Source organism: Streptomyces sp. NPDC097640 (assembly GCF_040302705.1).
GTDB lineage: Bacteria > Actinomycetota > Actinomycetes > Streptomycetales > Streptomycetaceae > Streptomyces.
Genome location: NZ_JBEOSB010000004.1, coordinates 166701 through 180119, shown reverse-complemented (window position 1 = coordinate 180119; position 13419 = coordinate 166701). Strand labels below are relative to the sequence as shown.

Genomic DNA, 13419 nt, shown 5'->3' with positions numbered 1-13419 from the left:
CCCCGCCGCACCGGGCGACGGGCCGCCGACAGTGACTGAGGGGTCAGGACCGAGGGGGAGGTCTCGTGGCATACCCGCCGACCACCGGCGCGGCCGCATCCGCGGGCCCGCGGCGGGCCGCATGGCGGGAGGGCGTCGAGCGGGCCCGGGCCGCAGCGACGACCGAGCCGGGCAGGCTGCGCGTGATCGGAGCCGTGCTCGCGGCGTTGGTGGTGGCCTTCGGGGCGGTGACGGCCTGGCAGGTCTCCGACCGACAGACCGCGGCCGACGCGGTGGCCGAGCACAGCCAGCCGCTGAGCGCCGACGCGGCGAACATCTACCGCTCCCTCGCCGACGCGGACACCACCGCGGCGAGCGCCTTCCTGGCCGGCGGGCAGGAGCCGGCCAAGGTGCGCCGGCGGTACGAGGAGGACATCGACCGGGCGTCCAAGCTGCTGGTGCGGGCCGCGGCCAACACGGAAGGCTCGGCCACCGCCCGCGAGGAGATACGCCGGATCAACGAACTCCTCCCGGTCTACACGGGCCTGGTCGAAGCCGCGCGCGCCAACAACCGCCAGGGGCTGCCGCTGGGCGGGGCATATCTGCGGTACGCCAACGACACGATGCGGGGCAAGCTGCTGCCGGCCGCGGGGCGGCTGTACCAGGCCGAGACCGCGCGGCTCGGCGAGGACTACACGGCGGCGAAATCCTGGCCGTGGGCGGCGATCGGCACCGGCGTCGTCGCGCTGGCCGCCCTGGGCTGGGCCCAGCGCCGCGACTTCCTGCGCACCAACCGGGTGTTCAACCGGGGGCTGCTGGCCTCGGCCGCCGCCTCGGCGGTGGTGCTGCTGTGGCTGGCGGCCGGCCACGGCCTCGCCCGCGCCGCGCTGAACGACTCCGACGAGCACGGGGCCAAGTCCCTGCATGTGCTCAACGAGGCCCGCATCGACTCGCTGCGCGCCCGTGGCGACGAGAACCTGACGCTGGTCGCGCGCGGCGCGGTCGTCGTCGACAAGGAAGGCGAGAACCAGGGCAAGGACGCCTATGAGGTGGGCTACGCCGAGCAGATGTCCGGCCTCATAGGCGACGACGGCGCCGACACCGGAAGCGAGGCGGGCGGCAAGGCCGGGGCCGCCCCCGGCAGCCTGCTGGCCCGGGCGCGGGACCTCGCGGACGACGACGCGGGCCGCGCCCCGGTGAACGAGGCCGTCACCCGCGTACGGGAGTGGCAGGCGCGCCACAAGGTCGCCCGCGCCGCCGACGACGCGGGCAACTACAACGACGCGCGGGCGAAGGTCATCGGCGGCGAGGGCAGCACGGGCGAGTCCTTCGACCAGGTCGACGCGCTGCTGGCGAAGGCCCTGGAGCACGAGCAGTTGGAGTTCAAGCGGGCGGCGGACGACGGGCGCGGCGCGCTGACCGGACTGGCGCCAGGAGCCGGCGCGCTGGCCCTGTTGGGAGCGGCCGCGGCGCTGATGGGCATAGGCCGCCGGCTGTCGGAGTACCGGTGAGGGCGACGGGGGGCGTGAGGATGCGATCAGTGCGATCGGGCACCGCGGTGGCCGTGTGTGCCCTGGGGGTGGCCACGGCGATCTTCGTGCCCACGGCGCTGGACGATCAGGGCGGCGGGGCCGGGAGCCGGCTCGGCGAGGGGCAGGCGCACCCGCGGTCCGTGCGGACGACGGCCGCCGCCCCGGAGAAGTGCGTCCGGCCGGAGGCGAGCCTGCGGCCGTCGAGCGCGAGCGGCCCGGCCATAGAGCGCATCAAGAACCGCCAGGTCGAGGGCCGCAAGCTGGGCAAGCTGATCGCCGGGGTCGACCAGAACAGCTACCGCTGGGGCTATCGCGACCCGGCCACCGGCGACCTCACCGGCTTCGACATCGACCTGGTGCGCGCCATCGCCAAGGACATCTTCGGCGACCCTGACGCGGTCATCTACCGCGCCATCCCCACCAGCCAGCGGGTCAACGCCCTCCAGCAGGGCAAGGTGGACATCGTCGTCCGCACCATGACCATCAACTGCGCCCGCCTCAAGGACGTCGCGTTCTCCACCGCCTACTTCAAGGCGGGGCAGCAGGTGCTGGTCCCCAAGGGCTCGTCCGTCACCGGGTACAACACCTCGCTGCGCGGCAAGAAGGTCTGCACGGCGCAGGGTTCCACCGCCGAGGCCGAGCTGGACCAGGAGAAGGGCGGCGCGAAGGACCTGGGCGCGATCAAGGTCGCCCCGGTGCCCAATCAGCTGGACTGCCTGGTCAGGCTACAGCTGGGCCAGGTCGACGCCGTGATCACGGACAACGCCCTGGCGGCCGGACAGGCGGCCCAGGACCCGTCCGTCAAGCTCGTCGGCAAGCCGTTCACCGAGGAGTTCTACGGCGTGGCGATGAACAAGGACGACAAGGACCTGGTACGCCGGGTCAACAAGGTGCTGGAGGAGTACCGCTCCGGCGGTTCCGGCAGCCCCTGGATGCGGGCCTACCGCAAGTGGCTCGCGGAAGATCTCGGCAGAACGGAGGAGAATCCGGCGGCACCGGCGCCCGCCTACAGGGATTAACCCGCGAAGGATGAGCGGCCAAGGATTAGCGGCCGGTCCGCGCGCGGTAGGGATGCACGCAGTAAGTGCACGCAGCAGGGATGAGCGAATACGGATCACGCGGATCACACAGCACGGACACGGAGAGGTGATCGATGGGGGGCACGGGACCCTTCCCCAGCTCCACGGGGGAACCCGACAAGCCGGTCATGGGCCGCGAGGAGGTGGACCGCGTACTGGCGAGACTCGGCGCCGAACACGAGGCGATCGAGTCCTCGCTGCTCGCCCTCCAGGACCACGCCGGCCGCAGACTCCTCGAAGGCGCCGAGCTGACGGGCGTCACCAAGGACCGGTGGGCCACCACCGAGCAGGCCATCTCCCTGCTGTGGACGTACTTCGACGCCTATACGGACGCGCTGCACACCGCCCGTGAGGTGCGCTCCCGCCACCGCTGGTCCACGCCCGGCGAGTTGGCCGAGCTCACCGAGCTGCTGCGCGGCCCCGGCATCACGCTGCCCAGCAGCGCCTCGCTCAGCGGAGCCCCGCTGCTCAGCGAGCAGCTGACGCTCGAGGCGATGGTCGACCGGATGAACCGCTGGTACGCCGAGGCTCTCGATGTCATCGTCACGGCCGACGCCGTGTGGTCCGCGCTGCCCGCCCGTATCGACATGCTCTCCGCCGAGCTGCGGCGCACCCGCTCCCTCGCCCACTCCGTCGGGGTGCGCCCCGGCGAGCACCCCTCCGGCGACGATCTGGAGCGGATCACCGCGGAGCTGACCTCGCTGCGCGCCGAGGTCGTCTCCGACCCGCTCGCCTTCTGGTCCGGTGCGTCGCCGAGTTCCGCGCCCGGCGGCGGCCGCCCCGACACCACCCGTTACGACGCCGCGGCCCGTGCCCTGGAGGATGTGCGGCGCGAGATCGAGGCGGTCCTCGATGTGCGGCAGGACGCGGAGCGGCGGCTGATGCGGCTGCGCGATGTGCTCTCCCGCGCGGACCGCACCCTCGCCGAGGCGCGGCAGGCGCGCGGCGAGGTGCTGGCCAAGATCGCGGCCTCCGAGGTGCCCGCGGTCAGCGGCCCGCCGACCGTGCTTCAGGAGCAGTTGGTGACGGCGGCCGAGTACCGCAGGCGCGCCCAGTGGCACCGGCTCTCCCCGCTGCTGGAGTCCCTGGAGGAGCGCGCCGACGACGAGCTGCTGCGCGCCCGGGAGTCGCTGACCGCGGTGACCGCGCCGCTGGCCGTCCGCGCCGAGCTGCGCGGCAGGCTGGACGCGTACAAGGCGAAGGTCGCCCGCCACGGCATGGCCGAGGACCCGCTGCTGATCGAGCGTTACGACACGGCGCGCCGGATGCTGTGGAGCGCGCCCTGCGATCTGCGCGCCGCCGAAGCGGCGGTGCTGCGCTACCAGCAGGCCGCGTCCGAGGTCCTGGTCCCGCGTCAGATGGGGCCACGGGATCGTAGAACGGGGGAAGTCCTATGAACGCGGGCAGGTGTCAGCGGCGCGCGTGCGGCGGGTCGTACGAGGACGTCGGCGGCGGCCAGCTGTACTGCGACACCTGCGGGATGGCCCCGGTCGTCTCGCGTGACGGCATGGTCGGCTCGCCGCCCACCGGCATCGCCGGCAGCAGGCGGGGCGACGGGGTGAGCGGGTCGTCGGGCAGCGGCTCCCGGGCCTCCTCGCGCCCGTCGTCGTCCCGGTCCGCCTCGTCCCGGCGCTCGGTGTCCGGGCGGCTGTCGCGGTCGCTGGGGTCGGGGCGGTCCTCGTCCCGTTCCGTGTCGGTGCGCAGCTCCCGCTCCTCCGCCGTGGCCCGCTCCGGGCGCAGCCGCCTGGGCGCGGGCCTGGTCAGCGTTCCCGAGGTGCCGCGCCCCGACCCGCGTACGGCGGTGCTGGCCGACCCCGAAGTGCCCGAGCGCAAGCGGTTCTGCAGCCGGAGCGACTGCGCGGCGCCGGTGGGGCGGGCGCGCGGCGAAAGGCCGGGGCGCACCGAGGGCTTCTGCACCAAGTGCGGCCATCCGTACTCCTTCGTGCCCAAGCTGCGCCCGGGTGACATCGTGCACGGCCAGTACGAGGTGGCGGGCTGTCTGGCACACGGCGGTCTCGGCTGGATCTATCTGGCCATCGACCGGGCGGTGTCCGACCGCTGGGTGGTCCTCAAGGGCCTGCTGGACACCGGCGACGAGGAGGCGCTGTCCGTCGCCGTGTCGGAGCGCCGGTTCCTCGCCGAGATCGAGCACTCCAACATCGTCCGCATCTACAACTTCGTCGAACACCTCGACCAGCGCACCGGCAGCCTCGACGGCTACATCGTGATGGAGTACGTGGGCGGCAAGTCGCTGAAGGACATCGCCAACGCGCGCCGCGCGCCGGACGGCAGGCGCGATCCGCTGCCGGTCGAGCAGGCGTGCGCGTACGGCATCGAGGCCCTGGAGGCCCTGGGCCATCTGCACAGCCGCAATCTGCTCTACTGCGACTTCAAGGTCGACAACGCCATCCAGCAGCAGGACCAGCTCAAGCTGATCGACATGGGCGCGGTGCGGCGGATGGACGACGACGAGAGCCCCATCTACGGCACGGTCGGCTATCAGGCCCCCGAGGTCTCGGAGCTGGGCCCGTCGGTCGCCTCGGATCTGTACACGGTGGCGCGCACCCTCGCGGTGCTCACCTTCGACTTCCAGGGTTATACGAACGTCTTCGCGGACAGCCTGCCCGACCCGGGGAACATCGAGGTCTTCCGCCGCTACGAGTCGTTCTACCGGCTGCTGGTGCGGGCCACGGACCCCGACCCGGACCGCCGGTTCGCCTCCGCCCAAGAGATGGCCGACCAGCTGACGGGGGTGCTGCGGGAGGTCGTGGCGCTCCAGACGGGCCGGCCCCGGCCCGCGCTGTCCACGCTGTTCGGGCCCGAGCCGCGGGTGGTGGACACCCAGCTGTTCGCCGAGCAGGGCCAGGATCCGTCCGCGCTCGGAGGCCGCGTGGGCCGGGGTTCCGCGGCCGCCGAGCCGCCCCGCCCGCAGGGCGTGCTCGCGCTGCCGCTGCCCGCGATCGCGCCACCGGACGCCCGGGCCACCGCCCTGGCGGTGCCGATGCCGCTGGTGGACCCGGACGACGCCAACGCCGGGTTCCTCGCCGGGCTGCTGACCTCCACCCCGACCGAGCTGCACGCGGCGCTGCGGGCCGCCCCCGCCGACTCGCTCGAGCTGCGGCTGCGCCGCATCCGCGCCCAGCTGGAGCTGGGGCACGCGCGCGAGGCCGGAATCGCGCTGGACGGTCTGGAGGCCGGCTATCCCGACGACTGGCGGATCGTCTGGCACCGGGGCCTGCACGCGCTGGCGACCGGGGACAACGAGACCGCGGCCCTGTCCTTCGACGCCGTCTACGACGCGTTCCCCGGTGAGCCCGCGCCGAAGCTGGCGCTCGGCGTGTGCGCCGAGGTGCTCGGCCAGCTGGACAACGCGGCGGAGTACTACCGGCTGGTGTGGACGGCCGACCCGAACCATGTGAGCGCCGCCTTCGGGCTGGCCCGGGTGCTGCTGTACGCCGGGGACCGCGCGGGGGCCGTGGCGGCCCTCGAGTCCGTACCGGAGTCGTCCATCCACTACACGGCGGCCCGGGTCGCGGCGGTGCGGGCCCGGCTGCGGCAGCGCGCCGCGCACGAGCCGCTGCTGGCCGATCTGACGGCCTCGGCCCAACAGGTCGATCGGCTGGGACAATTGGGCCTCGACGCGGTGCGTTATGAGCGGCTGTGCACGGAAGTACTGGGCAGCGCCCTGGATTGGGTACTGTCCGGCAGCAGCGGCGCACCGCCGAACGCCGCCCGGCCGTCCCTGCTCGGCAGCAGTCTGGACGAGCGGGGACTGCGCTTCGGTTTGGAACGCTCGTACCGGGTGCTCGCCAGGCTCGCGCAGCGCGGCGAGGAAAGGATCGAACTGGTGGAACGGGCCAACCGTTTCCGCCCCAGGACGTGGGTGTGATCATGCCGCAGATGCCGCAGCTGCCCCGGGTGGCAGCCTGCCCGACCTGTGAAGAGCCGCTGGAGTCGGGTGACAACTTCTGCGGTGTGTGCGGGGCCGACGTGGCGTCGGCCCCGCCGGAGGCCGCCGTGGCCGTGGACCGCCCGGCGCCGCCGGTGAACGGAGCGCCACGGGCCAGGCGGCAGGAGCCGGAGGACTACCCGCTGCCGGCCCCCGCCCCGGCTGCCCCGGCCGGCCAGGCCGACCCGACTCTCCCGGCCGGCGCGGCGGCTCCGGCCGGCCCGGTCGCCTGGGACACCCCGGCCGCGCCGGACAGCGCCGCTGCGGCCGACCCGCGGTCCGCCGCGGCGCTCGGGGGCCAGCCGGCCCCCGGGGCGCCGGGCGCGCCGCACACCACCACACACACCGACACGAACAGCGGCGGCCGCCTGTGCGGCGCATGCCGGGAGGGCACCATCGACCAGGACGGATACTGCGACTCCTGCGGGCACGCCCAGCCGCGGGAGCGCGACCACATGGAGCGGGAGCTGGCGGGCGTCGCGGCGGCCAGCGACCGCGGCCTGCGCCACCACCGCAACGAGGACGCGTTCGCCGTGTCCGCCGCCGCGCTGCCCGACGGCTCACCGGCCGTCCTCGCGGTCGTCTGCGACGGGGTCTCCTCGGCGACCCGCCCCGACGACGCGTCCGCGGCCGCCGCCCACGCCGCCGGTCAGTCGCTGCTCGCCGCGCTCCCCCGCGGCGTCCACCCCCAGCAGGCCATGAACGAGGCGATCGTCGCCGCGGCCGAGGCCGTGAACTCCCTGGCGGCGGAGGCCTGTGGGGCCGGGCGGCACGACGAGCCCCACCAGCGCCAGCAGAACGCGCCGGCCTGCACCATCGTCAGCGCGGTGGTCACCACCGGCATCCTGACCGTCGGCTGGATCGGCGACAGCCGCGTCTACTGGGTGCCCGACGACCGTTCGGCCCCGCCCGCCCGGCTCACCGAGGACGACTCCTGGGCGGCCCAGATGGTGGCCGCGGGGCTGATGTCCGAGGCCGAGGCGTACGCGGACGAGCGGGCCCACGCCATCACCGGCTGGCTGGGCGCCGACGCCTATGAACTGGACCCGCACACCGCGTCCTTCAAACCGGACCGGCCCGGTGTGGTGGTGGTGTGCACCGACGGGCTGTGGAACTACGCCGAATCGGCGCAGGAGATGGCCCGCGCGGTGCCGCCGGACGCCCGTATCCGGCCGATGCACAGCGCCCGCGCCCTGGTCGGCCACGCCCTGGAGGGCGGGGGCCACGACAACGTAACAGTGGCAGTCCTGCCGTTCCCCGCGGAGCCGGGCAGGGCAGGATCCGGCTGATTCTCCGGACGCACCCCTCGGGAGCGGATCTGACCAAGGAGCCGATCTGATGGCCAATTTCGCCAAGACCACCGTGCCCCGGTTCTCGGTCGAGGTCTTCCAGAACGAGCACCTCCCCGAGGAGGGCCGCGAGGTGAACGCGATCGTCACGGTCACCTCGACCGGCGGCGGCACCACCGGGGGGATGCCCATCCCGGCGATCCCTGCGCCCGCCCCGGCCCCGGACCAGGACGGCGGCCCGTCCCCCGGCGCGGCCGTGGTCATCATGGTCGACTGCTCCGGCTCCATGGACTATCCGCCGACCAAGATGCGCAACGCGCGGGACGCGACGGCCGCCGCGATCGACACGGTCCGCGACGGCGTCGCCTTCGCCGTGGTCGCCGGCACCCACAAGGCGGAGGAGGTGTTCCCGGGCGAGGGCCGGCTGGCGATCGCCGACCCGGCCACCCGGGCCCGCGCCAAGGACGCGCTGCGCCGGCTGCGCGCCGACGGCGGCACCGCGATCGGCACCTGGCTGCGCCTCGCCGACCGGCTGCTGGCCTCGGCCGATGTGCCGATCCGGCACGGCATCCTGCTCACCGACGGCCGCAACGAGCACGAGAAGCCGGAGGAGCTGCGGGCCGCGCTGGACGCCTGCGCGGGCCGCTTCACCTGCGACGCGCGCGGGGTGGGCACCGACTGGGAGGTCAAGGAGGTCACCGGCGTCGCCTCCGCGTTGCTCGGCTCGGCCGATATCGTGGCCGACCCCTCCGATCTGGCCGCGCTGGCCGCGGACTTCACCCGCATGATGGAGAACGCGATGGGCAAGGAGGTCGCGGACGTCAGCCTGCGCGTCTGGACCCCGCTGGGCGCCGAGGTGGCGTTCGTCAAGCAGGTGGCGCCCACGGTCGAGGACCTGACCGACCGGCGCGCCGAGGCCGGAGCGCGGGCGGGCGACTATCCGACGGGCTCGTGGGGCGACGAGTCCCGCGACTACCACCTGTGTGTCCGGGTACCCGCTGCCGACGTCGGGCAGGAGATGCTGGCCGCCCGGGTCTCCCTGGTACTGCCACAGCCCGACGGCGGGCTCCCGGCCCCCCTCGCCCAGGGGCTGGTGCGGGCCGTCTGGACGGATGACATGGTCGCCTCCACCGCGATGAATCCGCAGGTCGCGCACTATACGGGCCAGGCCGAACTGGCACAGGCCATCCAGCAGGGACTGGATGCCCGCAAAGCTGGAGATATGGATGGAGCAACGGCGAAGCTGGGACGTGCCGTCCAGCTGGCCAGCGCCTCGGGGAACGAAGACACGGCGAAACTGCTTGCGAAGGTGGTGGACGTCGTCGACGCGGCGACAGGTACTGTGCGACTGAAAGCGAAGGTCGCGGAGGCGGATGAGATGACTCTCGAAACGCGTTCGACCAAGACGGTTCGCGTCAAAAGCGACAAGAAGTAACGCGAAAAGCGCGTAAAGCGGCAACAAGCGCCAAGAACGGCACAAGAGGGGGAACACCGACATGCCGACATGCCCTAACGGTCACCAATCAGCGGCCGACGACTGGTGCGAGGTGTGTGGCCACCGGATGTCGGGGACGCCCGTGCCCTCGGGCGCCGTCCCACCGCCACCGCCCCCGCCGATGCCCGGCCCGCCCGGGTTCCCGGACGGCATGGGCTATCCCGGCGGGCCGCCCCCGGGTGTTCCTGGGCCCGGTATTCCTGGGCCCGGCGGTCCGGGGCCCCAGGGCGCGCCCGGGGGCTACGGCTACCCCGCGCCGCCCGTCCCGCAGCCGCCGGAGGCCGCCTTCCAGGCGGAGCTGTGCCCGCAGTGCCGTACGCCCCGTGAGGCGCAGGCGCCCTTCTGCGAGGAGTGCCGCTACAACTTCCTGACCCAGTCGGCCACCTCGTACGCCCCGCCGCCACCGCCCGGCCCCGGCGGCTTCCATCCGCCGCAGGCCCCGCCGCCGCACGAGTACACGGCGCCGCATGCCCAGCCCCCCGGCCCGGCCTTCGCCGACGACGACTGGACGCTTCCGCCGCCGAACGCCGCCGCGGGCGCCCCCGCGCCGCCGAACGCCCCCGCGCCCCCGCTCCAGTACGGGCACCCGCACCATGCCCCGGCGCCGCCCGGTCCGCCCTACGGCGGCGACTTTTCGAGCCCCCCGGCGCCCGGGCCGCACCAGGGGCCGCCCGCCCACTTCACCCAGGGCGGCATGCCGGGCGGCCCCGCGCCCCACGGCGGCGCCCCCGGCGGCCCCGTACCCCAGAGCGCCGCGGGATGGATCGCGGTCATCGCCCCCGACCGTGAGTACTTCATGGCGATGATGCACCGCAGCGGCCCGGAGGCGGCCGGACTGAACCTCCCGGCCTACTCCCCCGAGCAGCAGCTTCCGCTCACCGGCCAGCAGGTCACCATCGGCCGCCGCCGCCACAGCACCGGCGAGTCGCCCGACATCGACCTGGCGCGCCCGCCGGAGGACCCCGGGGTCTCCCACCAGCACGCGGTCCTCGTCCAGCAGCCGGACGGCGGCTGGGCGGTCGTCGACCAGGACTCGACGAACGGCACCACGATCAACGGCGCCGAGGACCCGATCCAGCCGTATGTCCCCATCCCCCTCCAGGACGGCGACCGCGTCCACGTCGGCGCCTGGACGACGATCACCGTGCGCCGGGGCTAGGACCTGGCACGGGCGTGCGCCCGGTGGCGGGGTCGGCTTCGGCCGCCCGCCACGGGCCGCGCCCTATGGGGCCTGCTCGACATGGAGCGGTCCCAGCGTCCAGGCGTAGGTGCCCTCCGGGTCGTCCAGCCACGCCCACTGCCGCCGCTCGCGCACCGTCACCCCGTAGCGCTCCCGCCCCGGCCGGCCCTCGTGCTCCCACAGCGCCAGCGCCTCCAGCGGGTCCATCCGAGCCGTGACGACGTTCAGCAGGAAGCGGAAGGAGTCGTCCAGCAGCGGCCGGCTCGGCAGGCCCTTCGTGCTGACCGGGGGCGGGGGCTCGGCGCCGCGCAGCGGAACGAAGTAGGCGGGGGTGGCCAGGAAGCGCCCCTCCCCGTGCCCGGCGTCGGCGACCCGCAGCACGACCAGCCCGGTGGCGAGCGGCGCGAGGATCAGCGCGCCGGCCCGGCACTGGCCCAGCCAGGCGGGCGGCAGGGTGGCCACGGCACAGGTGGCGATGATCCGGTCGAAGGGGGCGCAAGAGGGGCAGCCGAGCGCCCCGTCCCCGGCGACGACCGCCGGGTGGTATCCGGCCGTGGCCAGGTGTTCGCGGGCGGTGTCGGTGATGACCGGGTCGATGTCGACGGTCGTGACCCGGTCGTCGCCGAGCCGGTGCGCGAGGAGCGCCGCGTTGTAGCCGGTGCCCGTGCCGATCTCCAGCACGCTGTGCCCGTCCCGCACCTCCAGGGCCTCCAGCATCCGTGCCATCAGCGACGGCTGGCTGCTGGACGAGACGAGCTCGCCGTCGCGCACCCGCGTGGCCAGGGGCGCGTCAGCGTACACCCCGGCCAGCCAGCGCGCCCGCCGCGCCGGGTCGGGGTCGTGCCGCCCCAGCCGCTCGTAGACCGCCGCCCCGCTGGGCGAGCCGTAGCCGCCCGCCTCGTAGTAGTGGGGCACGAACACATGGCGCGGCACCGCCTCGAAGGCCGCCCGCCAGGCCGGGTCGCTCAGCCCGCCGCCCGCGGTGATCTCCCTCACCAGGGCGGCCCGCAGCGTCGCGGCCGTCGCGGCGTACGGATCGGACTTCCGGTCCGCGCCCTGCGCGCCGCGCCTTCCCGTGCGCGCGCTCCCCATGACTCCACTGTCCTGCGCCCACGCCCCAGCCGCGACCTACGCCCGAAGTCGTCGGTCGGGCCGTCTGAGAGCATGGAGGCGTGACAGAGAATTCCGGCGGCACGCTTCAGGAGCAGACGTTCTACGAACAGGTTGGCGGCGAGGAGACCTTCCGGCGCCTGGTGCACCGCTTCTACCAGGGGGTGGCCGAGGACCCGCTGCTGCGGCCCATGTATCCCGAGGATGACCTGGGGCCGGCCGAGGACCGGCTGAGGCTCTTCCTCATGCAGTACTGGGGCGGCCCCCGCACCTACAGCGACAACCGTGGCCACCCGAGGCTGCGGATGCGCCATGCGCCCTTCACCGTGGACCGCGCGGCCCACGACGCCTGGCTGCGTCATATGCGCGACGCCGTGGACGAGCTGGAGCTGGCGCCGGAGCACGAGCGGCAGCTGTGGGACTACCTCACCTACGCTGCCGCGTCCATGGTCAACACCGCGGGCTGACCCGGCGGATCGGACTGATGGCCCGGTGGGGTGTGGCCCCACCGGGCCATCACCCGCTCAGGTGGGCGTCACCGACAGGCCCGAGAGCCCGGTCAGTCCCGTCCTGCGCACCGCTATCGAGCCGTACGGCGTGCGCAGCCGCAGCCAGCCGCCCGCGGCGAGCAGCGCGAGCTGCTCGGCCCCCGGGGCGGGTGCCGTCGCGCCGCCGCCCGATGAGCCGGTCGCCACGGCCGCGGCGACCGCCACCGGGGTCCGGGCCGGGCGCAGAAAGCCCAGGGACTGCGCGGCGTGGACGACGCGCAGCGGGAGGCCGGTCTCGCCGAGCGTGCGGGACCAGATCTCGCGGCCGATGCGGTCCCGCTCGGCGCGGGTGCGGCGCTCCTCGGGCAGCGCCGCGTCCCGGGCCCGGAACTCGGCGACGGCCGCGGTGACCGCCCCCCGCACCTCGTCCACGGCGGGCAGCCCGGGCATCCGCCGCCAGCCGCCGCGCGGCGGCAGCAGCCCGGCCCACGGCGGGCCGGTGACGGCCTCGGGCACGGCGACGGCCAGCCCCTCGGGTACCGGGCCGCCGCCCGTCAGGCCCCGCGCCCCCGTGTCCAGCGCGTCCGCGAACTGCCCGGCCGAGACCGTCGTGTCCAGCACGGTGTCGGCCGTGAGGCGCGCCGTGCGGATGGCGAGCACCTCGAAGGACGGCGGGCGGCCGAAGACGGCGAGCACTCCGCCACCCGCCTGGAGCCGCACCGCCGCGGCGCGGTCGTAGTGGATCAGCCGCGCCAGGAAGGCGGCGAGGTCCGCCGCCTCCCCCGGGTCGGCGAGGCGCAGCTCCTCCCCCTGCCCCGTCATACGGTCACGGCCCCCTCGGGCTGCTCGTCCCGCCCGACGTCCTCGGCAGCACCGGCAGTACCGGCGGCACCGGCGGCCTTTGCCGCGCCGTCCTCCCGGTACTTCGCGAGGAAGCCCTCCTCCTCGGAGGTGAGGCGGCGCGGACGGCCGCGCTCCAGGTCATACGGGACGATCACGGTGGAGGCCCGCGCGTACACGGTGTCCTCGTCCTTGACCTCGTACGCGAGCGTGATGAACGCGGCGCCGGTCTCCTTCACCCACAGCTCGATGGTCACCGGCGCGTGCCGGTGGACCAGCGGCTTGAGGTAACTGATCTCGTGCCGGGCCACGACCACGCCGCCGGTGAACGCCTGGCTGTCGCCCCCCGGCGCCAGCCGCCACATGAAGTCGACGCGCGCCTCCTCGAGATAGCGGAGGTAGACCACGTTGTTGACATGGCCGAACGCGTCCATGTCGGACCAGCGCAGGGGGCAGGGGTAGATATGACGGGCCACGC

Annotated in this window: 11 protein-coding genes; 8 read left to right on the top strand and 3 right to left on the bottom strand. The window is 74.3% G+C overall.

Features of this window, described 5'->3' with window-relative positions; translation table 11 throughout:
- Positions 1-65 precede the first annotated feature (65 nt).
- The 7 genes from ABTY62_RS07315 to ABTY62_RS07285 all read left to right on the top strand — a co-directional run bounded on the left by ABTY62_RS07315 (position 66) and on the right by ABTY62_RS07285 (position 10482).
- On the top strand, positions 66-1490 hold the full coding sequence (locus tag ABTY62_RS07315) for a GlnX family signal transduction membrane protein (RefSeq protein ID WP_352128424.1): 1425 nt from the start codon (positions 66-68) through the stop codon (positions 1488-1490).
- Between the two features lie 20 nt (positions 1491-1510).
- Positions 1511-2530: a glutamate ABC transporter substrate-binding protein gene (locus ABTY62_RS07310; protein WP_352128423.1), complete on the top strand. Its 1020-nt coding sequence runs from the start codon at positions 1511-1513 to the stop codon at positions 2528-2530.
- A 134-nt stretch (positions 2531-2664) separates the two neighbouring features.
- Positions 2665-3987, top strand: coding sequence for a coiled-coil domain-containing protein (locus ABTY62_RS07305; RefSeq protein WP_352128422.1), 1323 nt, complete (start codon positions 2665-2667; stop codon positions 3985-3987).
- A complete protein-coding gene (locus tag ABTY62_RS07300; RefSeq protein ID WP_352128421.1) occupies positions 3984-6479 on the top strand; it encodes a serine/threonine-protein kinase in 2496 nt (831 codons plus the stop codon). Before ABTY62_RS07305 ends, ABTY62_RS07300 begins: the two co-directional genes overlap by 4 nt.
- A gap of 2 nt (positions 6480-6481) precedes the next feature.
- The gene (locus tag ABTY62_RS07295) at positions 6482-7828 is read left to right on the top strand and encodes a PP2C family protein-serine/threonine phosphatase (protein WP_352128420.1); all 1347 of its coding nucleotides are present in this window, start codon (positions 6482-6484) and stop codon (positions 7826-7828) included.
- 49 nt (positions 7829-7877) lie between these two features.
- The gene (locus ABTY62_RS07290; protein ID WP_352128419.1) at positions 7878-9263 is read left to right on the top strand and encodes a vWA domain-containing protein; all 1386 of its coding nucleotides are present in this window, start codon (positions 7878-7880) and stop codon (positions 9261-9263) included.
- A 61-nt stretch (positions 9264-9324) separates the two neighbouring features.
- Positions 9325-10482, top strand: a complete 1158-nt coding sequence (locus ABTY62_RS07285; protein ID WP_352128418.1) for an FHA domain-containing protein — start codon at positions 9325-9327, stop codon at positions 10480-10482.
- A gap of 63 nt (positions 10483-10545) precedes the next feature.
- On the opposite strand, the gene ABTY62_RS07280 is transcribed toward ABTY62_RS07285, so the two are convergent.
- The gene (locus ABTY62_RS07280; RefSeq protein ID WP_352128417.1) at positions 10546-11595 is read right to left on the bottom strand and encodes a methyltransferase domain-containing protein; all 1050 of its coding nucleotides are present in this window, start codon (positions 11593-11595) and stop codon (positions 10546-10548) included.
- Between the two features lie 80 nt (positions 11596-11675).
- Here ABTY62_RS07280 and ABTY62_RS07275 point away from each other — a divergent pair, with 80 nt between their 5' ends.
- The gene (locus ABTY62_RS07275) at positions 11676-12080 is read left to right on the top strand and encodes a globin (protein ID WP_352128416.1); all 405 of its coding nucleotides are present in this window, start codon (positions 11676-11678) and stop codon (positions 12078-12080) included.
- A gap of 57 nt (positions 12081-12137) precedes the next feature.
- Here the strand turns inward: ABTY62_RS07275 and ABTY62_RS07270 are convergent, their stop codons facing one another.
- Positions 12138-12923, bottom strand: coding sequence for a DUF8185 domain-containing protein (locus tag ABTY62_RS07270; protein WP_352128415.1), 786 nt, complete (start codon positions 12921-12923; stop codon positions 12138-12140).
- Positions 12920-13417, bottom strand: a complete 498-nt coding sequence (locus tag ABTY62_RS07265) for an acyl-CoA thioesterase (protein ID WP_352128414.1) — start codon at positions 13415-13417, stop codon at positions 12920-12922. The genes ABTY62_RS07270 and ABTY62_RS07265 overlap by 4 nt, the downstream gene beginning before the upstream one ends.
- Positions 13418-13419: the final 2 nt, after the last annotated feature.

Bases quoted from the DNA above. Each gene is read 5' to 3' on its own strand.
- ABTY62_RS07310 (WP_352128423.1), top strand. From the start codon at position 1,511: ATGCGATCAGTGCGATCGGGCACCGCGGTGGCCGTGTGTGCCCTGGGG.
- ABTY62_RS07295 (WP_352128420.1), top strand. From the start codon at position 6,482: ATGCCGCAGATGCCGCAGCTGCCCCGGGTGGCAGCCTGCCCGACCTGT.
- ABTY62_RS07290 (WP_352128419.1), top strand. From the start codon at position 7,878: ATGGCCAATTTCGCCAAGACCACCGTGCCCCGGTTCTCGGTCGAGGTC.
- ABTY62_RS07285 (WP_352128418.1), top strand. From the start codon at position 9,325: ATGCCGACATGCCCTAACGGTCACCAATCAGCGGCCGACGACTGGTGC.
- ABTY62_RS07280 (WP_352128417.1), bottom strand. From the start codon at position 11,595: ATGGGGAGCGCGCGCACGGGAAGGCGCGGCGCGCAGGGCGCGGACCGG.
- ABTY62_RS07305 (WP_352128422.1), top strand. From the start codon at position 2,665: ATGGGGGGCACGGGACCCTTCCCCAGCTCCACGGGGGAACCCGACAAG.
- ABTY62_RS07300 (WP_352128421.1), top strand. From the start codon at position 3,984: ATGAACGCGGGCAGGTGTCAGCGGCGCGCGTGCGGCGGGTCGTACGAG.
- ABTY62_RS07270 (WP_352128415.1), bottom strand. From the start codon at position 12,923: ATGACGGGGCAGGGGGAGGAGCTGCGCCTCGCCGACCCGGGGGAGGCG.